The 23,174-nt window shown below is 69.6% G+C and carries 18 protein-coding genes and 2 pseudogenes; 16 read left to right on the top strand and 4 right to left on the bottom strand.

Going from position 1 to position 23,174, the window contains the following annotated elements; genetic code table 11:
- Positions 1 to 41 precede the first annotated feature (41 nt).
- The 10 genes and pseudogenes from ACZ48Z_RS25750 to ACZ48Z_RS25795 all read left to right on the top strand — a co-directional run bounded on the left by ACZ48Z_RS25750 (position 42) and on the right by ACZ48Z_RS25795 (position 10,714).
- Positions 42 to 230 (top strand): ferredoxin, encoded by a 189-nt coding sequence (locus tag ACZ48Z_RS25750; RefSeq protein WP_037898529.1) that lies wholly within the window; start codon positions 42 to 44, stop codon positions 228 to 230.
- Between the two features lie 5 nt (positions 231 to 235).
- A complete protein-coding gene (locus ACZ48Z_RS25755) occupies positions 236 to 1,450 on the top strand; it encodes an NAD(P)/FAD-dependent oxidoreductase (protein WP_468738236.1) in 1,215 nt (404 codons plus the stop codon).
- A gap of 12 nt (positions 1,451 to 1,462) precedes the next feature.
- The gene (locus ACZ48Z_RS25760; RefSeq protein WP_007379207.1) at positions 1,463 to 2,269 is read left to right on the top strand and encodes an acetoacetate decarboxylase family protein; all 807 of its coding nucleotides are present in this window, start codon (positions 1,463 to 1,465) and stop codon (positions 2,267 to 2,269) included.
- Between the two features lie 35 nt (positions 2,270 to 2,304).
- Positions 2,305 to 3,768: an aldehyde dehydrogenase gene (locus tag ACZ48Z_RS25765; RefSeq protein WP_468738237.1), complete on the top strand. Its 1,464-nt coding sequence runs from the start codon at positions 2,305 to 2,307 to the stop codon at positions 3,766 to 3,768.
- Positions 3,761 to 4,696 (top strand): 3,4-dihydroxyphenylacetate 2,3-dioxygenase, encoded by a 936-nt coding sequence (locus ACZ48Z_RS25770; RefSeq protein ID WP_468738238.1) that lies wholly within the window; start codon positions 3,761 to 3,763, stop codon positions 4,694 to 4,696. The genes ACZ48Z_RS25765 and ACZ48Z_RS25770 overlap by 8 nt, the downstream gene beginning before the upstream one ends.
- A gap of 12 nt (positions 4,697 to 4,708) precedes the next feature.
- Positions 4,709 to 5,554: a fumarylacetoacetate hydrolase family protein gene (locus ACZ48Z_RS25775; RefSeq protein ID WP_468738239.1), complete on the top strand. Its 846-nt coding sequence runs from the start codon at positions 4,709 to 4,711 to the stop codon at positions 5,552 to 5,554.
- 131 nt (positions 5,555 to 5,685) lie between these two features.
- The gene (locus ACZ48Z_RS25780) at positions 5,686 to 6,321 is read left to right on the top strand and encodes a TetR/AcrR family transcriptional regulator (RefSeq protein WP_468738240.1); all 636 of its coding nucleotides are present in this window, start codon (positions 5,686 to 5,688) and stop codon (positions 6,319 to 6,321) included.
- A gap of 210 nt (positions 6,322 to 6,531) precedes the next feature.
- A complete protein-coding gene (locus ACZ48Z_RS25785) occupies positions 6,532 to 7,989 on the top strand; it encodes an APC family permease (RefSeq protein ID WP_468738241.1) in 1,458 nt (485 codons plus the stop codon).
- A gap of 518 nt (positions 7,990 to 8,507) precedes the next feature.
- A pseudogene (locus tag ACZ48Z_RS25790) lies at positions 8,508 to 9,998 on the top strand (aldehyde dehydrogenase).
- On the top strand, positions 9,995 to 10,714 hold the full coding sequence (locus ACZ48Z_RS25795) for a gamma-glutamyl-gamma-aminobutyrate hydrolase family protein (protein WP_468738242.1): 720 nt from the start codon (positions 9,995 to 9,997) through the stop codon (positions 10,712 to 10,714). Before ACZ48Z_RS25790 ends, ACZ48Z_RS25795 begins: the two are co-directional and overlap by 4 nt.
- Before the next feature lie 285 nt (positions 10,715 to 10,999).
- On the opposite strand, the gene ACZ48Z_RS25800 is transcribed toward ACZ48Z_RS25795, so the two are convergent.
- Positions 11,000 to 11,578 carry a MarR family winged helix-turn-helix transcriptional regulator gene (locus ACZ48Z_RS25800; RefSeq protein ID WP_468738243.1) on the bottom strand — a complete coding sequence of 193 codons (579 nt, stop codon included), beginning with the start codon at positions 11,576 to 11,578 and terminating at the stop codon, positions 11,000 to 11,002.
- Positions 11,579 to 11,839: 261 nt separating this feature from the next.
- Positions 11,840 to 12,439: a TetR/AcrR family transcriptional regulator gene (locus ACZ48Z_RS25805; protein ID WP_329231574.1), complete on the bottom strand. Its 600-nt coding sequence runs from the start codon at positions 12,437 to 12,439 to the stop codon at positions 11,840 to 11,842.
- A 424-nt stretch (positions 12,440 to 12,863) separates the two neighbouring features.
- Here ACZ48Z_RS25805 and ACZ48Z_RS25810 point away from each other — a divergent pair, with 424 nt between their 5' ends.
- Positions 12,864 to 14,309 carry a pyridoxal phosphate-dependent decarboxylase family protein gene (locus ACZ48Z_RS25810; RefSeq protein ID WP_468738244.1) on the top strand — a complete coding sequence of 482 codons (1,446 nt, stop codon included), beginning with the start codon at positions 12,864 to 12,866 and terminating at the stop codon, positions 14,307 to 14,309.
- Positions 14,310 to 14,353: 44 nt separating this feature from the next.
- Here ACZ48Z_RS25810 and ACZ48Z_RS25815 read toward each other — a convergent pair whose 3' ends face one another.
- The gene (locus ACZ48Z_RS25815) at positions 14,354 to 14,761 is read right to left on the bottom strand and encodes a hypothetical protein (RefSeq protein ID WP_468738245.1); all 408 of its coding nucleotides are present in this window, start codon (positions 14,759 to 14,761) and stop codon (positions 14,354 to 14,356) included.
- Positions 14,739 to 15,505 (bottom strand): annotated as a pseudogene (locus ACZ48Z_RS25820) (transposase); the annotation flags it as partial. The pseudogene ACZ48Z_RS25820 and the gene ACZ48Z_RS25815, both read right to left, overlap by 23 nt.
- Positions 15,506 to 15,783: 278 nt before the next feature.
- On the opposite strand from ACZ48Z_RS25820, the gene acnA reads away from it, so the two are divergent.
- The 5 genes from acnA to ACZ48Z_RS25845 all read left to right on the top strand — a co-directional run bounded on the left by acnA (position 15,784) and on the right by ACZ48Z_RS25845 (position 23,022).
- On the top strand, positions 15,784 to 18,501 hold the full coding sequence (acnA, locus tag ACZ48Z_RS25825) for an aconitate hydratase AcnA (RefSeq protein ID WP_468738246.1): 2,718 nt from the start codon (positions 15,784 to 15,786) through the stop codon (positions 18,499 to 18,501).
- Positions 18,502 to 18,647: 146 nt separating this feature from the next.
- A complete protein-coding gene (locus ACZ48Z_RS25830) occupies positions 18,648 to 19,373 on the top strand; it encodes a response regulator transcription factor (RefSeq protein WP_468738247.1) in 726 nt (241 codons plus the stop codon).
- Positions 19,370 to 20,893 (top strand): sensor histidine kinase, encoded by a 1,524-nt coding sequence (locus ACZ48Z_RS25835; protein WP_468738248.1) that lies wholly within the window; start codon positions 19,370 to 19,372, stop codon positions 20,891 to 20,893. The genes ACZ48Z_RS25830 and ACZ48Z_RS25835 overlap by 4 nt, the downstream gene beginning before the upstream one ends.
- Positions 20,894 to 20,984: 91 nt before the next feature.
- Entirely contained in the window at positions 20,985 to 21,566 is a 582-nt protein-coding gene (locus ACZ48Z_RS25840; protein ID WP_468738249.1) for an HD domain-containing protein, read from the top strand.
- A gap of 391 nt (positions 21,567 to 21,957) precedes the next feature.
- Positions 21,958 to 23,022 (top strand): lytic polysaccharide monooxygenase auxiliary activity family 9 protein, encoded by a 1,065-nt coding sequence (locus tag ACZ48Z_RS25845; protein ID WP_468738250.1) that lies wholly within the window; start codon positions 21,958 to 21,960, stop codon positions 23,020 to 23,022.
- The last annotated feature ends 152 nt before the right edge of the window (positions 23,023 to 23,174 follow it).

Raw genomic sequence — 23,174 nt, forward strand, 5'->3', positions numbered from 1 at the left:
CCCGCCCGCTCCGGCGCACCCACCTTCCAGGAGGACCGGCCATGAAGGTCGTCGTCGACATGAACAAGTGCAAGGACCACGGACAGTGCGTCTTCGCGGCCCCCGACGTTTTCCAGCTGGACGACAACGGACGGCTGGCCTACGTCAGCGACCCGGACGACACCCTGCGCGACGAGGTCGAGGAGGCCGCGGACGTCTGTCCGCTGCAGGCCATCCGGATCGAGGACTGAGCGGCATGACGACGCAGCGCATCATCGTGGCCGGGGCCTCCATGGGCGGCCTGCGCGCGGCCGAACAACTCCGCGGCGCCGGGTGGACCGGCGCGATCACCGTGATCGGTGACGAGCCCCACATGCCGTACAACCGGCCGCCTCTCTCCAAGGAAGCGCTGGCCGGAAAGGCGTCGTTCGAGTCCCTGGCCTTCACTCCCAAGGCGAGCGCGGCCGACGTGGAGTGGCGGCTCGGTACGAGCGTCACGAGCGCCCGACTCGCCGAGCGGGTCGTCGTGCTCGACAGCGGCGAGGAGCTGCCCTTCGACGGACTGGTCGTCGCCACGGGTATGCGTCCCCGGCGCCTGCGCTGCGAGGGCCCGGCGGTCGGCCGTCACACCGTACGGACTTTCCGTGACGCTCAGGCCCTGCGTGCGGAGCTGGTCCGGCCGGGCGCCCGGGTCGTCGTCATCGGTGCCGGGTTCATCGGCTGCGAGGTGGCCGCCACCGCGGTCGGTCTCGGCGTCACGGACGTCACCGTGGTCGACCCGCTGCCGCTGCCCATGGTCGGACCACTCGGCGAGCTGCCGGCCCGCGCGCTGCTGGGCCGGCACGAGGAACGCGGTGTGCGCTTCGCTCTCGGTGCGGGTGTCTCGGGGTTCGAGGGCGAGGAACACGTCACCGGGGTCGTACTGAGCGACGGGACGGTGCTCCCGGCCGATGCGGTCGTGGAGTCGGTCGGCTCCGTCGCCAACACCGAGTGGCTCGACGGCAACGGTCTCGACCTGACCGACGGCGTGCTCACCGACGGGCAGCTGCGGGTCGGCGGACTGCCGTACGTCGTCGCGGTCGGCGACGTCGCCCGCTTCCCCAACGCCCGCTACGACGGCGTACCGCGCCGGGTCGAGCACTGGTCGATCCCCGGCGACACCGCGAAGCATGCGGCGAAAGCACTGATGGCTCATCTCACGGGTGCGGAAGCCGGCTTGCCGCCGTTCGCGCCGCTGCCCACCTTCTGGAGCGACCAGCACGACTTCCGGCTGCAGTCCTTCGGTTCCCCCGTACTCGGCCTCGCCGACATCCGCGTCCTGGCCGGCGATCCGGGCGGCGACATGATCGTCGGCTACCACACCGACGGCGGGCAGCTCGTCGGCGTCGTCGCCCTCGGCGGCCCAGCCGCTGCCACCGGCGCCGCCCGCTACCGCGCCCAGCTGCTCAAGCAGCCCGCCCTCACCGCGTAAGGAACCAACGTCATGGCCAGCGTCCGTGGTTACTTCCACCCCAAGACGGCGACCGGATCGTCGTCCCTGATCCCCTCACCCCCCTGGCACTACTCCGGCGACCTGCTCACGATCGAGTACCGCACCGATCCCGCACGTGTACGGGAGTTGCTGCCCGCACCGCTGGAACTCGCCGAGGAGGACCCGGGCGCGGTCGCGCTGATCTGGGCCGACTGGCAGTCCTGCTCCGGTACGAAGGAGGAGCTGCTGGACCCGGTGCGCGCCCAGTACAAGGAGGCCTTCGCCGTCGTCCGCTGCTCGTACCAGGGGCGGACGTACTCGCGCTGCGTGTACATCTGGGTCGACAAGGACTTCGCGATCGCCCGCGGACTGCACCAGGGCTACCCGAAGAAGCTCGGTTCGATCCACCAGACGCGCCCGCACCTGTACGGTCCGGCCCCGCGCATCGAGGCCGGAGCCCGCTTCGGCGCCACCCTCGCCGCAGCCGACCGACGCCTGGCACAGACGGTGGTGACCCTGCGCGAGCCGTCCGAGACCAACGGCTTCGTCAACGGCCACCCGATGGCCCACCACCGCTGGCTTCCCTCCATCGAGAACGGCAAGGGCCTCGCGCTCGACGAGTTGATCGAGACCGGCGCCGCGTCCTTCGAGGCCGGACAGCCGTGGGTCGGCGATGCGGAACTGGAGCTGTTCGAGGCGCCGACGGAAGAGCTGGCCCGGCTGGAGATCCGAGAGCCGATCGCCGCGTACTACCGGCAGGTGGGCGTCGTCTGGGACGGCGGCCGACTGCTGGAATCCGGCACCTCCGAGGCCGAGTGACCCCCCTTGCACATCAGAAGACCTGGAGACCGGACATGACCGAGCACATCACCACGGTGACTGGGGTCGCCGTCGACACCCGGCACTGGATCGGCGGCGAACGCGTGGCGTCCGTCGAGACGTTCACCGACGTGTCGCCGATCGACGGAAGCACCCTCGGGGAGATCTCCCGGGGCACGGCGACGGAGGCCGCGGCGGCCGTCGCCGCCGCTCGCGCCGCCTTTCCCGCCTGGGCCGCCACGTCGCGCGCGGAGCGCGCCCGCATCCTGCACGCCATCGCCGACGGAGTCGAGAAGCGCATCGAGGACCTCGCCAATGTCGAGACGCTCGACAACGGCGCCCTCCTGCGTTCCCACCGCCGCGGTGTGATGCCGCGCGTGGCGCACAACTTCCGCTTCTTCGCCGACTGGCTGCTGAAGCTGGAGCACGAGGACTTCGACACCCGCGGCCACACCAACCACGTGAGCTGGGACCCGGCGGGCCCGTGCCTGCTGATCACGCCGTGGAACGCCCCGCTGATGCTGGCCACCTGGAAGGTCGCCCCGGCGCTGGCCGCCGGGAACACGGTGATCCTCAAGCCCGCCGAGTGGTCCCCGCTCACTGCTTCGCTGCTCGCCGACATCGCGGCCGAGGCAGGGCTGCCGGCCGGTGTCCTCAACGTAGTGCAGGGATACGGCACCGAGGTCGGCAACGCTCTTGTCTCGCACCCGGACGTCCGCCGGATCAGCTTCACCGGTTCCGTGCCCACCGCCCAGCACATCGCCCGGGAAGCCGCCGCCAACCTCACCCCTCTCAGCCTCGAACTCGGCGGAAAGTCACCGCTGTTGGTCTTCGCCGACGCGGACCTCGACCTCGCCGTGGACCTGGCGGTGGAGCAGTACGACAACGCCGGACAGGTATGCCTGGCCGCGACCCGAATCCTTGTCGAGGAGACGGTCTCGGACGAGTTCACCCGCCGGTTCGTGGAAAAGGCGAGCCGGCTCAGGCAGGGTGACCCACGTGACGAGGGCACCGACCTCGGCCCCAACATCCACCCGCGCCAGCTGGAGAAGATCGACGGCTTCGTGCGTCGCGCGCTCGACGACGGGGCTCGCGCGGTCATCGGCGGCAGGCGCAAGGACGCTCTGTACTACGAGCCGACCCTCCTCACCGACGTCGCCCAGGACTCGGAGATCGTGCAGGAGGAGGTCTTCGGTCCGGTCCTGACGCTCCAGACCTTCGGCGACGAGGAAGAGGCCGTGCGCTTCGCCAACGACACCCGCTTCGGTCTGGCCGCCACCCTCGTCACCGGCGACCACGAGCGCGCCGAGCGCGTCACCGCGCGGCTCGTCGCGGGCACGGTCTGGGTCAACTGCTTCTTCGTACGCGACCTCCAGGCTCCCTTCGGCGGCTCCCGCCACTCGGGCGTCGGCCGGGAGGGCGGCACATGGAGCTTCGACTTCTACTGCGACGTCAAGAACACCGTCACCGCGCCGAACGGATGGCAGGACCATGGGTGAAATCGTCGGGGCGGGTCTGCTCGCCCACGTCCCCACCATCGTGCTGCCGGAGGGGGACCGGCTCGAGCTGAACCAGGGCAAGGAGATCACCCTCGTCACCGGCTTGCGACAGCTCCGCGAGGACGTCTTCGACAGTGACGACTACGACACCGTCGTGGTCCTGGACTCGCACTGGGCCACCACCGTCGAGTTCGTCGTCACCGCCCAGCAGCGCAGGGCCGGACTGTTCACCTCCGAGGAACTGCCGCGCGGCATGTGCCGGATGCCGTACGACTTCCCGGGTGATCCCGAACTGGCCCAGAACATCGAGAAGTTCGCCGACAAGCACGGCACCTGGATCACCGCGATCGAGGACGAGTACCTGCCGATCTACTACGCCACCATCAACCTCTGGAAGTTCCTGGGGGAGGGGCTGCCGGACAAGCGATGGGTGACCATCGGCGTCTGCCAGACCGGTGACATGGAGGACCACCTGCGGCTCGGCCGCGCCCTGGCGGACGGTATCGCCGCCACTCCTGGCCGCCGCGTGCTGCTGATCGCCTCCGGAGCGCTGTCGCACACCTTCTGGCCGCTGCGCGAGCTTCGCGACCACGAGTCGAGCGACCCCGGCCACATCTTCACGTCCGAGGCCCGCGATGCCGACTACGAACGCATCGCCTGGTTCAAGGAGGGCCGCCACGACAAGGTCCTCGACACCATGGACGAGTTCTGGAAGTACAAGCCCGAGGCCCGCTTCTACCACTACCTGATGATGGCCGGCGCCCTCGGCGAGCAGGCATGCGTCGCCAAGGCCCGCCAGTACGGCGAGTACGAGAACTCCATCGGCACCGGCCAGGTCCACCTCTGGTTCGACCGCCCGGCCGAGGGCTGGACCGGCACCGGCGCGCCCGCGTCCGCCTCCCCGCGCACCCCGCACAGCCGCTCCTAGAAAGGCCCCGCCATGCCCGAATACCGCCGTGTCCTCCTCGACGGAGCCGCCGTCGAGACCGTCCGTGACGGTGACGAACTCGTCGCCGGGGACGGCCGCCGGGTCAAGATCGAGGACGCCCAGCACCTGCCGCCGGTCGTACCGTCCAAGGTCGTCGCCGTGCATCTCAACCACCGCAGCCGGGTCGACGAGTTCCAGATCCAGCTGACCCCGACGCCGACGTACTTCCACAAGCCGACCTCCGCCCTCAACTCCCACAAGGGCGCCATCGTCCGCCCCGAGGGCTGTAAGTGGCTCAACTACGAGGGAGAGGTGGCGATCGTCATCGGCCGGACCGCGCGCAACATCTCCCCTGCCGAGGCGGGCGAGTACATCGCGGGCTACACCGTCGCCAACGACTACGGTCTGCACGACTTCCGCGACACCGACGCCGGTTCGATGCTGCGGGTGAAGGGCTCCGACACCCTGTGTCCGCTCGGCCCGGGCCTGGTCACCGACTGGGACTTCCACGGCAAGTACCTGCGGACGTACGTCAACGGCGAGGTCGTACAGGACGGTTCGACGGATGAGATGGAGTGGGACATGCACTACCTCGTCGCCGACATCGCGCGCACCATCACTCTCCACCCCGGCGACGTGCTGCTCTCCGGTACCCCGGCCAACTCCCGCCCTGTCGAGCCCGGTGACGTCGTCGAGGTCGAGGTCGAGGGCCTGGGGCGGCTCACCAACCACATCGTCACCGGCCCCACCTCGATCCGTACGGACGTCGGAGCCCAGCCCACCGAATCGGAAGAGGTCCTGTCCACCGCGCTCGGCGGCGACTGGGAGTTCCGCGGTATCCGGCCCCCCAAGCGCTGATGCCCACCGTAGGCGGAACCGGCACCTGGCCTGCCGCGACGGGTGCCCGGCGTGGTGCTTCACCTGTCCGTCCCGTGCGGCCGGGCAGGGGAGAGGCCGCCGTGCGTGTACGGGCCGGTAGGGTCGCACCCATGACCGAAGCCACCGGGACCCCTGAGGGCCGCAGGCCGCGCAAGCGGGTGAACTACGGGGAGGGCCGGGAGGCCCTGCTCAACGCGGCCGTGCGGGTGGTGGCCCGGGGTGGTCTGCGCAAGCTCACCTATCGCGCGGTGGCGGAGGAGGCAGGGGTCACCCACGGTCTTGTCGTCCACCACTTCGGCACCCGTGACGCGCTGATCGAGGAGGCGCTCGCCCACACCGTACGCTCCAGCCTGAGCGTCAGCGCGGTCGAGCCGGGGACCGGCAAGGTGTCCGACTTCTCGGCCGGAGTGTCCGAGATGGTCACGGCCGATCCGGACACCCAGGTCTTCCAGTACGAGCTGCTGCTCGAATCCCGGCGAAGGCCGGAGCTGCTGCCGCTGATCTGTGGGCTGTACGACGAGTACTTCGATGCCACCGAGCGCGAGCTGTCCCGGATGCTCCCCGAGGGTGCGAACCGGGCGATGACGCGGCTGGTCTTCGCCGCCCTCGACGGTCTCGTCCTGCACCAGCTCGTTCTGGGCGGCGGACCCGAGGTCACTGACGCGGCCATCGAGGAGCTCCGCTCCCTGCTGCGGTTGCTCGACGCCGACGCAGACGGCGAGAGTGCGGGCGACAGCGGCGCCTGACTCGCCGACCTGCCTGTTGTGAGGCCCCGGACGCTTGGCGCCCGGGGCCTCGTTCGGCTCGGATGCCACCTCGGCCGCGGCCTCGTACCGACGATGCGGTGGCCTAAAAACACCACACAAACCCTTGCCATCTGGATAGTTCCAGCCCACTATGAAGCAACTCGTTTGGCTCGAAACGAAACCTCTCCCCCTTCCAGGCAGGTGATCCGCGTGGACAGTCAGACGGTCGAACCAACACAGACCGTGCAGAGCCCCTCCGCTGCAGGCAGGCTCAAACCCAACTCCCTCGGTGTTCTGGGAATCCTCTTCTTCGTTCTCTCCGCGCAGGCGCCGCTGACCGGCATAGCCGGTGCCGTGCCCATCGCCGTCGCCATCGGCAGCGGCGCGGGTGCGCCCGCCGCGTATGCCGCGGTCGGCGCCGTCATCCTGCTGTTCTCCGTCGGCTTCGTCGCCATGGGGCGACATGTCGTGGACGCCGGCGCCTTCTACACCTACATCGGCAAGGGGCTCGGCCGCCCCATCGGCTCCGGGAGCGCAGGAGTCGCGCTCTTCGCCTACTGTGCGGTCCAGGCCGCCATGTACGGCTTGTACGGCTTCATCGTCAGCGGCCTGGTCGAGCAGTACGCAGGGCTGAGCGCACCGTGGTGGGTCTGGGTCCTCGTCACCATGGTGATCGTCCAGGTCCTCGGTGCCGCCGGGATCGAGATGGGCGCCAAGATCCTCGCCGTCTTCGTCCTGGCCGAGTTCAGCATCCTGTTCGCCTTCGCCCTGGTGACCTTCTTCAAGGGCGGCGGTCCCGAGGGGCTGGGCTTCGCCCACAGCTTCTCGCCCCATGCGGCCCTGCAGGGGGCACCGGGCGTGGCGCTGATGTTCGCTGTGGCGTCGATGTTCGGCTTCGAGGCCACAGCGATCTACGGCGAGGAAGCACGGGAGCCCCGCAGGACCGTCCCCCGGGCCACGTACCTGTCCGTCATGATCATCACCGCCTTCTTCGCCTTCACCTCGTGGATGCTGGTCTCCGCCCATGGCGCCTCGAACGCCACCGCGGCCGCCGGGAAGGCACTGGAGAGCGGCGACGCCACGTCCTGGGTCTTCGCGCCGATCACCGCGCAGTTCGGCGGCTGGGCAGGCGACGCGCTGCCCATCCTGCTGGTCACCTCCCTCTTCGCCGGCGTCCTCGCCTTCCACAACTCCGCCAACCGCTACCTGTTCTCGCTCGGCCGCGACGGCCTGCTGCCGGGCGGGCTGACCGCGGTCAACCGACGCCACTCGCCCTGGGCGGCCGGCGGCGTGCAGACCGTGATCTCGCTCGCGTTGGTCATGCCCTTCGCGCTGCTGGGCAAGGACCCGGTGCTGAGCCTCTTCTCCTGGTTCAGTGGGGTCGGGGTGCTGGCGGTCATGCTCCTGTACTTCCTGACCTCCGTCTCGGTGGTCGTGTTCTTCCGCCGGGAACGGCTGGACACTCGCGCCTGGAACACGCTGATCGCCCCCGTCCTGGGTGCGCTCGGCATCGCCGGTGCCATCTGGCTGATCCTGGCCAACTTCACCACCCTCATCGGCGGGGACCAGGGCACGGCGATGTGGCTGGAGCTCACCGTCCCGGCGGTCCTGGTCCTGGGCGTCATCGCCGCGCGACTGACTCGCGGCAGGGCGACGGCCGACGTCTGAGCCTGCCCCGCGGTGTGTCCGGCCCGGTCCTTGCCCTCCCCCTCGGGCCCGGACCGGTCACACCGACCTCACCGGGCCGGGGGAGGGCTTGCCCTGAGCCCGGGGTGCGTGAAGAAGCCGTCAGGCGGCCGCTGTGCCAGGCGGCCGACGTGCCGGCCGTACGCACCGCTCCGCGCCGCCGAGGTCGAGGCAGTCGCGCGTCATAGCCCTGGTGATCTCCGGATCGGCATCCCCGGAAAGCGCCCCACCTGGAACGCCGGCCGATCTCCGGGCGCGATGACGCATTGACCGATCCACCGAGCGCGGTGGTCGGCCCCCGGCCGCCGAAGCAGACACCGAGCACCGGTACGTCGAGGTGGTGATCCATGCGCAGGGGCGCGAGTTCGCCCGTGCATGTCCATGACCCGTTGACCGTACGACCGAACGACAAGCCGGTCGAGACCCCGGTCTCCCCTGCGGGGACCGCCCACGGCTTATCGTTTGGATTCAAACGTAACGCCATGACCTGGAGGCTACGCATGCTGGACATCACCCACGACGACTGGCTGCGCCGGGCCACGGCACTGGACCTGTCAGGTGCGCACCACATCGACGGCGCCGACGAACCCGGCGGCGGGCAGTCCTACCCGGCCGTCTCGCCCCGCGACGGGCAAGTGCTGGCTCACGTGGCCGACGCCCGGCCCGCCGAGGTGGACGCCGCTGTGGCCGCCGCGCGCCGGGCCTTCGACTCGGGGCCGTGGCCACGCCTCGCACCTGCCGACCGGGGCCGGGTCCTGTTGCGGATCGCCGATCTGCTGGAGGAGCAGCGTCACCGGCTGGCGCTGACGGTCAGCCTGGAGATGGGCAAGCCGATCACGGACGCGTACGACATCGAGCTGCGCGCCGCGATCAACACCTTTCGGTGGTACGGGCAGCTGGCGGACAAGCTCACCGACGAGTCGCCGCACACCGCGCCCGACGCGCTCGCCCTGGTCACCCGCGAGCCGGCGGGTGTCGTCGGCGCGGTCGTCCCCTGGAACTTCCCTCTCACACTGGCGAGCTGGAAGGCCGCTCCGGCGCTCGCGGCCGGCTGCACCGTGGTGCTCAAGCCGTCGGAGAACTCGCCGTTGTCCGCGTTGCTGCTCGGTCGGCTGGCGACCGAGGCCGGGCTGCCGCCGGGCGTACTCAACGTCGTCACCGGCGACGGGCCCACCGCCGGACGGGCGATCGGCCTCCACCCGGACGTCGACGTGCTGGCCTTCACCGGATCCACCGCCGTCGGGCGGCACTTCCTGCGGTAAGCGGCCGACTCCAACCTCAAGCGCGTCTGGCTGGAGCTGGGCGGCAAGTCACCCAACATCATCCTCCCGGACGCACCCGACCTGGAGAAGGCCGCCGAAACCGCCGCCTGGGGCATCTTCTTCAACCAGGGCGAGATGTGCACGGCCCCTTCGCGGCTGCTCGTCCACTCCTCCATTGCCGAGCGCGTGACGGACACCATCGTGGCGCGGGCCCGGGAACTACGGATCGGTGACCCGCTCGACCCGGCGACCGAGATGGGGGCGCTGGTCGGTGAGCGCCACCTGCAGCGCGTACTGGAGCACATCGGCACCGGCCTCGACGAGGGCGCTCGGCTGCGGGCCGGGGGCAGCCGCACACTCACCGACACCGGCGGCAGTTACCTGCAGCCCACCGTCTTCGACCACGTGGATCCGGGCATGCGGCTGGCCCGTGAGGAGATCTTCGGCCCCGTCCTGTCCGTGCTCACCTTCGACGACCTCGACGAGGCCGTGGCGCTCGCCAACGACACCGAGTACGGCCTGGCCGCCGGGCTGTGGACCTCAGACCTGTCCACCGCCCACCAGGTCTCGCGCGCGCTGAAGGCCGGCACGGTCTGGGTCAACTGCTACGAGGAGGGTGACCTCACCGTGCCCTTCGGCGGCGTGAAGCAGTCCGGCAACGGACGCGACAAGTCCGCCCACGCCATCGAGAAGTACACCGAACTCAAGACCACCTGGATCCAGCTGTGACGACGCCCGCGCGACCGCTGATCGCGATCCCCGCCCGCTTCGCCGCCTCCACCTCCGCCCTGCGCCACGCCGCCGAGGTCAACGCCCGCGCGCTGGTCGAGGCGGTCTGGCGGGCCGGTGGCGAACCGGCCACCATCCACCCCGCCGAGCCCACCGCCGCCGGCGTGGCCGCCCGCCTCGCCCGCTTCGACGGCGTCCTCCTCCCCGGCGGCGGCGATCTCGCCCCGTACCGCTACGGCGCGACCGACACCCACGACAGCGTGTACGACGTCGACGACCTCCAGGACGCCTTCGACCTGGAAGTCGCCCGCCAGTCCCTCGACCTGGGCCTGCCCCTGCTCGCGATCTGCCGCGGCCTCCAGGTCGTCAACACCGCCCTCGGCGGCACCCTCCACCAGGACATGGGCGGTCCGGACCGTGAGCACCGACATGTCGTGCACCCGATGGCGATCCGGCGCGGCTCGCTGCTGGAACAGGCCACCGGCGCCGAGAAGGTGGAGGCATCCTGCTACCACCACCAGCGGGTCGACCGTACGGGCGCCGGCCTCACGATCACCGCCCGGGCCGCCGACGACACAGTGGAAGGGCTCGAACTGCCCGGAGTTCCAGGCTGGTTCGCCGCGGTCCAGTGGCATCCCGAGGACACCGCTCATGAAGACCCCGCCCAGCAGGGACTGTTCGACGCCCTTGTGGGCGCCGCACGCGACCGCCATTGACAGCACGAGAACTCACCGCCGTCCTCCTCGTCGGACGCCGCACAAGTCCTGCCCCCGCGGCTACCTCGCTCCCGGCATGACTCTGCGGCGCATCACCGCCGCCCGAGGGCTGGGACCGCAGGACATCGCCATCGCCCGATGCGATCAGCTGCCGCGGTCCACCGGCGGGGGAGGGGGATCGCTGCAACCGCGTCACCGGTAACGCGGGGGCTCCGAGCGCCGCCGGCCGTCATCGCGGTGGAGGCGTTCTCTCTCTGAGTCCTGCCCCGCTGCGCGGGCTCCCCTTCACGCCTTCGGCTTCGGACGGCGACCACTGCGACGCAGGGCGGGCTCGGCACCGTTCAGCAGGGCGCGCCGACGCTCCTCGCCGTGCTCCTCGACCTGGAGCACGACTCGCCGCAGTCCGTCCGCGACGCTGCGGCACTCGTCGTCGTCCAGCTGCTCGGCCACGAATGCCTCCTCCTCGTTGAACTGCGGAAACACCCGCCGCATCAGTTCCTCACCCTCGTCCGTGAGGCTGAGCAGAACCAGCCTCCCGTCGGTGGGATGACCGCTCCGCCGCAGCAGCCCCCGAGCCTCCAGCGTGCGCGCGACCCCAGTGAGTGTGCCCTTGGAGATCCCCGCTTCCTCAGCCACGTGCCGGGTCTCCGACTCGCCCCAGATCCAGACCACCCAGAGCACGACGAACGCCGTCCAGGTGAGATCGGATCCGCGGAGCACGGAGTTCTCCAGATGCTGCCGGACCGCCGAGGCCGCCCGGTGGATATTGGCCACCACAGCCATCTGCTCATGGCGGATCGGGATGCCGCCGAGCTTCGCAGCGGCCAGCTTCTCGGCTTCGGTGATGGATCGATGGCCGGGCACGGGCACACCCCTTCGACGTCTCTGCGACGCACTGGATCGACATTTCCGTTCGGACCCAAATTGTACGAAGCCCGAGTGAGGGAGCGCTCGGCCATCGGCCGCCGATGTACACGGCACCTGCCTACGCCGCCGCTGCCGAGAAGCCCGGCGCATTCGGTTCTCGCCCCTTCGTACGTCTGCAGGGCGGAAGACGGCGCGAAGCCGGGACGGCGGTGGTCCACGCCACCCACAGGTGAGTACTTCTGCGCCTGCGTGCTCACATCATGAGGTGCCGGTCTGCAACCCCGCGATGAGTCCGTCGAGTATCCGCAACTGGCGGGAGGGTGTGGTCAGGCGAGCCGCGAAGATCGCGTTGATCTGGAGTCCCATCAGCGTGGCCATCGCAAGGTCCAAGAACGCATCGAGATCGCAGGACGGGTTGATCTCTCCCGCTTCAGCCGCAGTGTGCAGATACGAGAGCATCTGATCGCGCCAGCGCGATATCGCCTGGTCGTAGACGCCGATCAGTTCCTGATCGGCTACCGCGTAATTCCAGAAGCCGATGACCACGCGGGCCTCGTTGAGACGCTCGTCGTCCAGGGGCATGATCTCGACGCAGAACTTGCGGAACGCGTTCAGGCCGTCGGCGCCGGCGATGGTGCGGGCGGCCCGCTGCTCGGTGGCCGCATTGGCGCGCTCCAGCGCGGCCCGCAGAATCGCCGCTTTGGTGGGAAAGTATCGTGCGAGCGCACCGTTGGTGAATCCAGCTTCGGCGGCGAGATCCCGCATGTTCAGCGCCGCGAACCCTCGCCGAGCGACAAGGCGCCATACGGCTTCGATGATCTCTTCACGCCGCGCGTCGTGGTCCACGATCTTGGGCATGGTGACACCTTACCAACGGGTAGACGCCCGAATACCGAGGGCTGTGGTCGCACTCGCGGGCCTCACCGGGGATGAGTCCGAGGGGTCGTGTGACCCGCAGACCCAACGCTGTGACCTGGTGAACCTCTTACGCCACGTGCTCGCGGCAGGGGCGCACGGAGCGAGGGCGAAGAGCTGTCATTCCCGGTCGCCGTGAGAGTGGTCCCCGGCGCGCCCCCCTTCCCAGCGACCCCATAAGGGATTACATTGGAGTTATTAATCTACAACTGTAGACCCAAGGCTCTGGTGCGGCACCAGTCGGTACGCGGCATCGAGGCCCCCTGAATCCGGCAGCGGCCGGATCGCCCCGGACACCTGATCGTCCCCAGCGCTCAGGTGGGCGCTCAGCCCTCGTCATGACCAACACCACCTCTTAGGACAGAGCATGCCTGATCTTGAGCCAGACGAATTCCGCCGCCAGGGCCACCAGTTGGTCGACTGGGTCGCCCAATACCGCACCTCGCTCCCTTCCCTGCACGTGCGGCCGAAGGTCTCACCGGGCTCCGTGAAGGCGCAGCTTCCTCGTGAACTGCCTGAGCGGCCGTCCCAGGCGCTGGGCGATGATCTCATCGCCTTGCTCAACGACGTGGTCGTCCCCTCGTCGCTCCACTGGCAGCACCCGGGCTTCTTCGGCTACTTCCCGGCGAACGCGTCCCTGCTGTCGCTCCTCGGTGACATCGCATCGGGCGGGATCGGGGCACAGGGAATGCTCTGGTCGACGTCGCCGGCCGGGACGGAGATCGAGCAGGTCCTGCTCGACGGCCTGGCGGATGCCCTGGGCCTTGGTCGCGAGTTCACCTTCGCCGGAGGCGGAGGCGGTTCGCTGCAGGATTCGGCTTCGTCGGCATCGCTGGCCGCCCTGCTGGCTGCGCTGCAGCGCAGCAACCCGGACTGGCGCGAAGACGGCGTGGACGGCACCGAGACGGTGTACGTCACTGCCGAGACCCACTCGTCACTGGCCAAGGCCGTGCGTGTGGCCGGGCTCGGCGCGCGAGCATTGCGGATCGTCCCCTTTACCCAGGGCACGCTGTCCATGTCGGCGGATGCCCTGGCAGACATGCTGGCCAAGGACGCGGCCGCCGGAAAGAGGCCGGTCATGGTCTGTCCGACCGTGGGAACAACCGGCACGGGTGCCATCGACCCCGTCAGAGACGTCGCGCTGGCAGCGCGTGCGTACGAGGCGTGGGTGCACGTCGACGCCGCGTGGGCAGGAGTCGCGGCGTTGTGTCCCGAGTTCCGCTGGCTCCTGGACGGCGTGAACCTTGTCGACTCGTTCTGCACCGACGCACACAAGTGGTTCTACACCGCCTTCGACGCCTCGTTCATGTGGGTGAGGGATGCCCGAGCGCTGCCCACAGCGCTGTCCATCACACCGGAGTACCTGCGTAACGCTGCGACCGAATCGGGCGAAGTCATCGATTACCGCGACTGGCAGGTCCCGTTGGGCCGTCGTATGCGTGCGTTGAAGATCTGGTCGGTGGTGCACGGCGCCGGACTGGAAGGCCTGCGCGAAAGCATCCGCGGCCACGTCGCCATGGCCGACTCCTTGGCCGGCCGGATCGAGAGCGAGCCGGGCTTCGCCCTGGCCACCCCGCCATCACTGGCACTCGTATGTCTGTACCTCGTCGACCGGGAAGGGCGCCCCGACGACGCCGCTACCAAGGCAGCAATGGAGGCGGTCAACGCCGAAGGGCATTCCTTCCTCACGCACACATCGGTCAACGGTCACTTCGCGATTCGCGTCGCCATCGGCGCGACGACGACGCTGCCCGACCACATCGACACCCTGTGGGACTCGCTTCGCAAAGCCGCTCGCCAGAGCGGTGGATGATTCCTGATCTTCTTGTCAAGCCGTTCTGGCTGGGGCGCTGGCCGTCAGTCGGCCGCCGGCTCAATGGTCGCTGCAACTGAGCGACTGCGGAGTCCTGCGGCCACATGCTCCATTTCGACCAACGTGCCCACCAGGCCGGTCGTCCGCAGCTCGTCGGCCATTGCCCGCGCCTGCGCAAGCGACAGCCCGTGTGTCTCCCGCAGCGCGTGCAAGACAGGGACAAGACTCGACTCGGGCCCTGCAAGGCGAAGTCGAGCAGGGCCGTGCTCTGCCGGCAGCGCCTGACGGATCTCCTCGGGAGTCGTTCCGCCGCTGTCCTGCTCGCACCACGCAGTGGGACAGGTCCGGCATCTCCCTTCGGTGCCCCACCACACCTGCCCGCGGTCAATGAACTGGCCGATGTCGCGTATCAGCACACCGCCGCAGTGATCACAGCGCGTCGTGACCTTCACGCCCTGAGTGATCACCGGACTCCCCGCCTTCGGCCCTCGGTCTGCGGATCTTCCCGCGTCCATGTCTGCCCGTCGACCGCAATTCCTCGCGGAGTTGTCGAGCTCGTCGTCGGGCGAGTGCGAGCACGGCCTGGGTGTGCCGCTTGTCCTCGGCGCGCTTGTGGTCGTAGAAGCGGCGTGATTCCTCGCGACAGCGAATGCTGATCAACGCGGAGGTGCAGAAGACGCGTTGGAGGCTGCGGCTGTATCTCTTGGGCCGGTGGAGGTTTCCGCTGATCTTGCCCGAGTCGCGGGGAGCCGGGGCGACGCCGGCGAACCCGGCGAGCCGGTCCGGGGTGCCGAAGACCGTCATGTCTCCGCCGGTGGTTGCGAGGAATTCGGCGCCCAGCAGGGGGCTTGTGCCGGGCATGCTCGCGATCACCTCGGCGTGTTTGTGCTCGCGAAACAGGGCCTCGATGAGCTTGTCGATCTCGGCGACTTGCTCGTTGAGGCGCATCCCCTCCCTCGCCAGGGTGTGCACGAGCTGGGCGGTCGGCTTCTCCCCGCTCACGCTGGTGTGCCGGCGCTCGGCAGCTTCCACGGCGACCTGCGCCGGTTGGGCGGCGCCGCGGACCTTGCGGTTGCGCAGCCACGTCTCCAGTCGGCGGGCATCGGTGCGGCGGATGGCCGCCGGGTCTGGTAGCCGGTGAGCGGGACAAGGGGCCCAGCGTCGGTCACGTCCGGAGTTCGTTCGCCGCTGTCGAAGAAGTCCAGGTCAAAGGCGCCCAGCACGGGATCGCCGTACGCGCGTAACGGTGCTCAACCTTCGCTGCGAGAGATCAAGCGAGGCTGGGCATGACCATCCCGGCCTCATGTACTAGAGTTATCTCGACATCGAGATATCTGCCGAGGCGTACCGCAGTCGCACGCTTCCCCCGGACCCGGCAGTAAGGCATGCCTAACTTAGCCTTACCTCACCGGATCCGCCAAGCGGCGTGGCGGCAGGATGCGGTGGTAAGCGCACCAAAATGAAGGAGACTGTCGTGTCGGCGAACAGCTTCGACGCCCGCAGCACGCTGAGCGTGGGCGACGAGTCGTACGAGATCTTCCGGCTGGACAAGGTGGAGGGCTCGGCTCGCCTGCCCTACAGCCTCAAGGTCCTGCTGGAGAACCTGCTCCGCACCGAGGACGGCGCGAACATCACCGCCGACCACATCCGTGCCCTCGGCGGCTGGGACTCGCAGGCCCAGCCCAGCCAGGAGATCCAGTTCACGCCGGCCCGCGTGATCATGCAGGACTTCACCGGTGTGCCCTGTGTCGTGGACCTCGCCACCATGCGTGAGGCCGTCAAGGAGCTCGGCGGCGACCCGGCGAAGGTCAACCCGCTCTCCCCGGCCGAGCTGGTCATCGACCACTCCGTCATCGCCGACAAGTTCGGCACCAGCGACGCCTTCGCCCAGAACGTCGAGCTGGAGTACGGCCGCAACCGCGAGCGCTACCAGTTCCTCCGGTGGGGCCAGACCGCGTTCGACGACTTCAAGGTCGTCCCGCCGGGCACCGGCATCGTCCACCAGGTGAACATCGAGCACCTGGCGCGCACGGTCATGGTCCGGGGCGGCCAGGCCTACCCCGACACCCTCGTCGGCACCGACTCGCACACCACCATGGTCAACGGCCTCGGCGTGCTGGGCTGGGGCGTCGGCGGCATCGAGGCCGAGGCCGCGATGCTCGGCCAGCCGGTCTCGATGCTCATCCCGCGCGTCGTCGGCTTCAAGCTGACCGGCGAGCTGCCCGCCGGCACCACCGCCACGGACCTCGTGCTGACGATCACCGAGATGCTCCGCAAGCACGGCGTCGTCGGCAAGTTCGTCGAGTTCTACGGTGAGGGCGTCGCCGCCACCTCCCTCGCGAACCGCGCCACCATCGGCAACATGTCGCCGGAGTTCGGCTCCACCGCCGCGATCTTCCCGATCGACGACGAGACCCTGAAGTACCTGCGGCTGACCGGCCGTGACGCGCAGCAGGTCGCGCTCGTCGAGGCGTACGCCAAGGAGCAGGGCCTCTGGCTGGACCCGAAGGCCGAGCCGGACTTCTCCGAGAAGCTGGAGCTCGACCTCTCCACGGTCGTCCCCTCCATCGCAGGACCGAAGCGCCCGCAGGACCGCATCGTCCTCGCGAACGCCGCCGAGCAGTTCAAGACGGACGTCCTCAACTACGTCGACGCCGTGGACGAGGCGGGCAAGGAGTCCTTCCCGGCCTCCGACTCCCCGGCCGTCGCCCCGAACGGCGCCCCGTCCAACCCGGTCACCGTGACCGCCCCCGACGGCTCGACGTACGAGATCGACCACGGCGCGGTGACGGTCGCGGCCATCACCTCCTGCACCAACACCTCGAACCCGTACGTCATGGTCGCCGCCGCGCTCGTCGCGAAGAAGGCCGTCGAGAAGGGCCTGACCCGCAAGCCGTGGGTCAAGACCACCCTCGCCCCGGGTTCCAAGGTCGTCACCGACTACTTCGACAAGGCGGGCCTCACGCCCTACCTCGACAAGGTCGGCTTCAACCTCGTCGGCTACGGCTGCACCACCTGCATCGGCAACTCCGGCCCGCTGCCGGAGGAGGTCTCCAAGGCCGTCAACGACCACGACCTCGCGGTCACCTCGGTCCTCTCCGGCAACCGGAACTTCGAGGGCCGTATCAACCCCGACGTCAAGATGAACTACCTGGCCTCTCCGCCGCTGGTCGTCGCGTACGCCCTCGCGGGCTCCATGAAGGTCGACGTCACCAAGGACGCCCTGGGTATCGACCAGGACGGCAACCCGGTCTTCCTCAAGGACATCTGGCCCTCCGAGGCCGAGGTCAACGACGTCGTGGCGAACGCCATCGGCGAGGACATGTTCAACAAGTCCTACCAGGACGTCTTCGCGGGCGACGCCCAGTGGCAGGCGCTGTCGATCCCGACCGGCAACACCTTCGAGTGGGACGCGGAGTCGACGTACGTCCGCAAGCCCCCGTACTTCGAGGGCATGACGATGGAGACCACCCCGGTCTCCGACATCACCGGCGCCCGGGTCCTCGCCAAGCTGGGCGACTCGGTGACCACGGACCACATCTCGCCCGCCGGTGCCATCAAGGCCGACACCCCGGCCGGCAAGTACCTCACCGAGCACGGTGTGGAGCGTCGTGACTTCAACTCCTACGGCTCCCGCCGAGGCAACCACGAGGTCATGATCCGCGGCACGTTCGCCAACATCCGCCTGCGCAACCAGATCGCGCCGGGCACCGAGGGCGGCTACACCCGCGACTTCACCCAGGACGGCGGTCCGGTGTCGTTCATCTACGACGCCTCCCGCAACTACATCGAGCAGGGCACCCCGCTCGCGATCCTGGCGGGCAAGGAGTACGGCTCCGGCTCGTCCCGCGACTGGGCCGCCAAGGGCACCGCGCTCCTCGGCGTCAAGGCCGTCATCGCCGAGTCGTACGAGCGCATCCACCGCTCGAACCTCATCGGCATGGGCGTCCTCCCGCTCCAGTTCCCGGAGGGCGCCACCGCCGAGTCCCTCGGCCTGACCGGCGAGGAGACCTTCTCCTTCACCGGTGTGGAGGAGCTCAACAACGGCACCACGCCGCGCACGGTCAAGGTCTCCACCGACACGGGCGTGGAGTTCGACGCGGTCGTCCGCATCGACACCCCTGGTGAGGCCGACTACTACCGCAACGGCGGCATCATGCAGTACGTGCTGCGCAGCCTGATCCGCAAGTAAGCGGTACGGCAGGGCAGTTGAGGGCCGCATCCCCGGTGACCGGAGGTGCGGCCCTTCGCCGTGTGCCGGGCTCGGAAAGCCCAGGTCATCACCCACCCTCAGGTGGAACACAGGGTTCCCTCAGCGGGCGGGGACAGGATCGGGACATGACTGGAACCTCCGGGTCCCGAACCGGCCACGTACGGGTGCTCATCGTCGACGACGAGCCGGCCCTCAACGAAGTGCTGTCCGTCGCCGTCGCCGAGGCCGGCTGGCGGCCCTACCCGGCGCTGGACGGCCAAAGCGCGCTGCGGACCGCCCGCGGCTGCGCCCCGCACGCCGTCGTGCTCGACGGGATGCTGCCCGACCTGGACGGCCTCCAGGTGCTGCGGCGGCTGCGCCACGAGAACCCGAAGCTGCCGGTCCTCATGCTCACCGCCCGCGACGCCCTGGAACACCGCCTCGACGGCCTGGAGGCAGGCGCCGACGACTACGTCACCAAGCCGTTCTCCCTGGAGGAGGTCGTGCTGAGGCTGCGCGGACTGCTGCGCCGGGCCGGGGCCGTGCAGGGCCGCGCCGACGACTCCGTACGCGTCCTCGGCGACCTCGTCATGAGCGCCGACAGCCGCGAGGTGCGGCGGGCGGGCACGCCGGTCCACCTCACCGCGAAGGAGTTCGACCTGCTCGGACTGCTGCTCGGCAACCCGCGGCAGGTGCTCAGCAAGACGCAGATCCTCGGCCATGTCTGGAGCGGTTCCTTCGACGGGAGCGGCAACCTCGTCGAGGTCTACATCTCCAGCCTGCGCCGGAAGATCGACAGAGGACGGGCACCCATGATCCACACCGTGCGCGGCCTCGGGTACGCCATCAGGGCCGCGGAGGACGGGAGATGACCGGGCGAGCGCGGCTGCGCCACCTCCGTGGCCTCCGGCTGCCCACGCGCGCGATGCGCACCCGGCTGCTGCTCTTCGTCAGCGTCACGCTCGTCGTCGTGTGCGCGGCGATGGCCCTGACCACGGCGCTCTTCCAGCGCGCCTATCTGATGGGCGACCTGGACGACCGGGTCACCAACGCCGCCGAGCGCAGCCTGGGCGGTGCCTCGGTGCACCGGGAGCCGGCCGGGGACCTGGCCTTCCTCCACGAGCGAGGGCACCCGTCCGGCATGCTCGCCGCCCGGCTCGACGGCGAGGGGGACATCCTCTCCGCGGCCGTCGTCAACCAGGACGCGACGACGCGGGGCCTCAGCGCGGCCCAGCGCACCGCACTGACCGGCCTTCACGCCGACGGCTCGCAGCACACCCGGAGCGTCCCCGGACTCGGCACCTACCGGGTCACCGTCCTGGAGAGCGACGGTGTGCGGGTCCTGACCGGGCTGCCGATGGGCGACGTACAGAACATGATCAGCCGGCTGGTCGTGGTCGAGGCGGCAGTCGCGGGCACAGGGCTCGCCGTCGCCGGCTGCGTCTGTGCCGTGGTCATACGACGGCAACTGCGCCCCCTCGGCCGGGTCGCCGCCACCGCCGCCGAGGTCTCCCGGGCACCACTCGGCCACGGCGAGGTCACCGCTCTGACCCGGGTGCCCGAGCGGGACACCGACCCCGACAGCGAGGCAGGACAGGTCGGCGCCGCGCTCAACCATCTGCTCGACCACATGGAGTCCTCCCTCACCGAACGGCAGCGCAGCGAGGAGCGGATGCGGCGGTTCCTGGCCGACGCCAGCCATGAACTCCGTACGCCGCTGGCCTCGATCGCCGGATACGCCGAGCTGATGAATCGCGGCACCGACCGGATCGAGCCGGTGCTGGCCTGGCGGCGGGTCTCGGCGGAGTCGGCACGTATGACGGGCCTGGTGGAGGACCTGCTGCTGCTCGCCCGCCTCGACGAGGGTCGCCCCCTGCACTCCCGCGAGGTGGACCTGGCGGGACTGGTCGCGGAGGCGGTGTGGGACGCACGGGCGGCAGGCGGTGGCCACGACTGGCAGCTCGAACTGAGCCTGGACTCCCCGGCGTCGGTGACCGGCGACGAGACCCGGCTGCACCAGGTGGTGGCCAACCTGCTGGCCAACGCGCGGATGCACACACCGGCCGGCACGAGGGTGGTGGCGTCGGTGGAGTCCACGGACGCCCACTGCGTGATCCGCGTCCGCGACGACGGCCCGGGCATCCCGCCGAGCCTCCTGCCGACCGTCTTCGAACGCTTCACCCGAGCGGACACCTCCCGCTCCCGTGCCGACGCCAAGTCCGGTGGATCCGGGCTGGGGTTGGCCATAGCGGCGGCGATCACGGCGGCGCACGGGGGCCGTATCCGGGTGGAGAGCGTCCCCGGCCGCACGGAGTTCACCATCGAGCTTCCGGCGGTCACGGAAACCGGCATGGAGGAACGGGCGGTATCCGCGAAGCGGGCGGCGGTGTGACGGCCTCGGGGGAGTGCCGGGCCTGTGTGAACCCGGTGATCCCGTCCAACTCATCCCGTCCAACTCCCTTGCAGGCAACTACCCTTGCTCCGTGGATCACAACGACCTCCTCCATCGAGCTCTCCACGCCCCCGGCCCTCGCCTCCTCCCCGACGCGGCGGCCCGTATCCTCCGCGCCATCGACGCCCCACCCCGCCTCGCAGCTCACCTGAGACTCGTGCACGACGTGGCGTACGAGCTCGTGGACCGGCTGCGGCGACGGCACCCGACGCTCCGGCTCGACCGTGAGGCGGTACTGTTCGGCGCCGCGACCCACGACGTGGGCAAGACCGTGCACGTCGGCGAACTCTCCGGCCCCGGCTCGGCGCACGAGGAGAGCGGCCGCGAACTGCTCCTCGCCCACGGTGTGGCCCCGCACCTGGCCCGCTTCGCCGCGACCCATGCGACCTGGACGCTGCCTGCCATCGGCCTCGAAGACCTGCTGGTCGGCGTCGCCGACAAGATCTGGAAGAACAAGCGCGTCCCGGAACTGGAGGACCTCGTCGTCAGGAGACTGGCCGAGGTGAGCGGGCGGACGGTGTGGGAGGAGTTCCTGGACTTCGACGACGTGCTGACGGCCATAGGGGAGGACGCGGACGAGCGGCTGGCCTTCCAGTCGGCCCACCCGGTGTGACCGGTGTCCGCGCGGGGGCCGTTGTCGGAACCCGGCGAGCGCGTCCAGAACGACCTCGACGAGCAACGGCGGCTCGGTGACCGGCTTGTCGTGGTGCACCGGGTGGGCGGCGCGGGGAGGCGGCGCGGGGGAGGCATCGCGCGCGTGTCCGCGTTGAGCCGGTACTCGTGCACCGCGAGCTTTCGGTCCCGGTCCGAACCGGTGACGCCACGGCACGCCCTTGACGGAAGCGGCAGACGTTTACAAGTGGGCCGCATCCCGCTACCTTCCGCAGAAGGCGGAGTGGGAGCGCTCCCATATGGACGGACCGGAACCCGCCCGTATGCCGCTCCCACTCCGCCGCAACCCCACACCCGCACGGCCCGTACCTCAAGGAACGGACTGGACTGTCATGATCCTGACAAAGTTACCGAGGGTGTCACGCACCAGAGCCCTCCTCCTGGTCCTCGTCTCCCTGCTCGCCACCATCCCCGCCCTCGGTCTCGTCGTCACGGCGGGCGGCAAGGCCGAGGCCCACGGCACCCCGATGAAGCCCGCAAGCCGTACCTTCCTGTGCTGGCAGGACGCGCTGACCAGCACCGGCGAGATCAAGCCGGTCAACCCGGCCTGCAAGAACGCGCAGGCGGTCAGCGGCACCACGCCCTTCTACAACTGGTTCTCCGTGCTCCGCTCGGACGGCGCCGGCCGCACCCGCGGCTTCGTCCCGGACGGCCAGCTGTGCAGCGGCGGCAACGCCAACTTCACCGGCTTCAACGCGGCCCGCAGCGACTGGCCGCTCACCCATCTCACCTCGGGCAAGACGGTCGACTTCTCCTACAACGCCTGGGCCGCACACCCGGGTTGGTTCTACGTCTACGTCACCAAGGACGGCTTCGACCCGACCAAGACCCTCACCTGGGACGACATGGAGGCCCAGCCGTTCCTGAGTGTCGACCACCCGCCGCTCAACGGCAGTCCGGGCACGGTCGAGGCCAACTACTCCTGGACCGGCCAACTTCCGGCCAACAAGTCCGGCCGCCACATCATCTACATGGTCTGGCAGCGCTCGGACAGCGCGGAGACCTTCTACTCGTGCTCCGACGTCGTCTTCGACGGCGGCAACGGCGAGGTCACCGGCATCCACGACCCGGGCAACCCCACCGACCCGGTCCCCGGCACCTGCACCGCCACCCGCAGGACCACGGGCAGTTGGAGCGGCGGCTACCAGTCCGAGGTCACCGTCACCAACTCCGGCGATGTCCCGATGCTGGGCTGGATGGTCGACTGGACCCTGCCGACCGGACAGAAGGTCGACAGTCTCTGGAACGGCAACGCCACCTACACGGGCCAGAACGTGATGGTCCACAACGCCGACTGGAACGGCTCGCTCAGTCCCGGGCAGAGCTCGACGTTCGGCTACGTCGTCACAGGCTCCGGCGGCGACACGGCAACGACCCTTCCCTGCCGGGTCGGCTGAGTAACCGTCAGCACACGCAGGCACCGTGTGCTCCGGGCGGGGGGGGGGGGGGGGGGGGGCCCCCGGGCCCCCCCCCCCCCCCTCCGCGCAGGGGGGCCCACATGCCGGTGGTGTATTCGCTCTTTTTCCCCCCGATGTTTCGTGGGCCCTCC

This window comes from Streptomyces sp. NPDC031225 (genome assembly GCF_055570355.1).

What these genes read in the sequence shown, in the direction of transcription:
- ACZ48Z_RS25750 (WP_037898529.1), top strand. Translation starts at nt 42, where the DNA reads ATGAAGGTCGTCGTCGACATGAACAAGTGCAAGGACCACGGACAGTGC.
- ACZ48Z_RS25755 (WP_468738236.1), top strand. Translation starts at nt 236, where the DNA reads ATGACGACGCAGCGCATCATCGTGGCCGGGGCCTCCATGGGCGGCCTG.
- ACZ48Z_RS25760 (WP_007379207.1), top strand. Translation starts at nt 1,463, where the DNA reads ATGGCCAGCGTCCGTGGTTACTTCCACCCCAAGACGGCGACCGGATCG.
- ACZ48Z_RS25765 (WP_468738237.1), top strand. Translation starts at nt 2,305, where the DNA reads ATGACCGAGCACATCACCACGGTGACTGGGGTCGCCGTCGACACCCGG.
- ACZ48Z_RS25770 (WP_468738238.1), top strand. Translation starts at nt 3,761, where the DNA reads ATGGGTGAAATCGTCGGGGCGGGTCTGCTCGCCCACGTCCCCACCATC.
- ACZ48Z_RS25775 (WP_468738239.1), top strand. Translation starts at nt 4,709, where the DNA reads ATGCCCGAATACCGCCGTGTCCTCCTCGACGGAGCCGCCGTCGAGACC.
- ACZ48Z_RS25780 (WP_468738240.1), top strand. Translation starts at nt 5,686, where the DNA reads ATGACCGAAGCCACCGGGACCCCTGAGGGCCGCAGGCCGCGCAAGCGG.
- ACZ48Z_RS25805 (WP_329231574.1), bottom strand. Translation starts at nt 12,439, where the DNA reads ATGCCCAAGATCGTGGACCACGACGCGCGGCGTGAAGAGATCATCGAA.
- ACZ48Z_RS25810 (WP_468738244.1), top strand. Translation starts at nt 12,864, where the DNA reads ATGCCTGATCTTGAGCCAGACGAATTCCGCCGCCAGGGCCACCAGTTG.
- ACZ48Z_RS25830 (WP_468738247.1), top strand. Translation starts at nt 18,648, where the DNA reads ATGACTGGAACCTCCGGGTCCCGAACCGGCCACGTACGGGTGCTCATC.
- ACZ48Z_RS25835 (WP_468738248.1), top strand. Translation starts at nt 19,370, where the DNA reads ATGACCGGGCGAGCGCGGCTGCGCCACCTCCGTGGCCTCCGGCTGCCC.
- ACZ48Z_RS25845 (WP_468738250.1), top strand. Translation starts at nt 21,958, where the DNA reads ATGATCCTGACAAAGTTACCGAGGGTGTCACGCACCAGAGCCCTCCTC.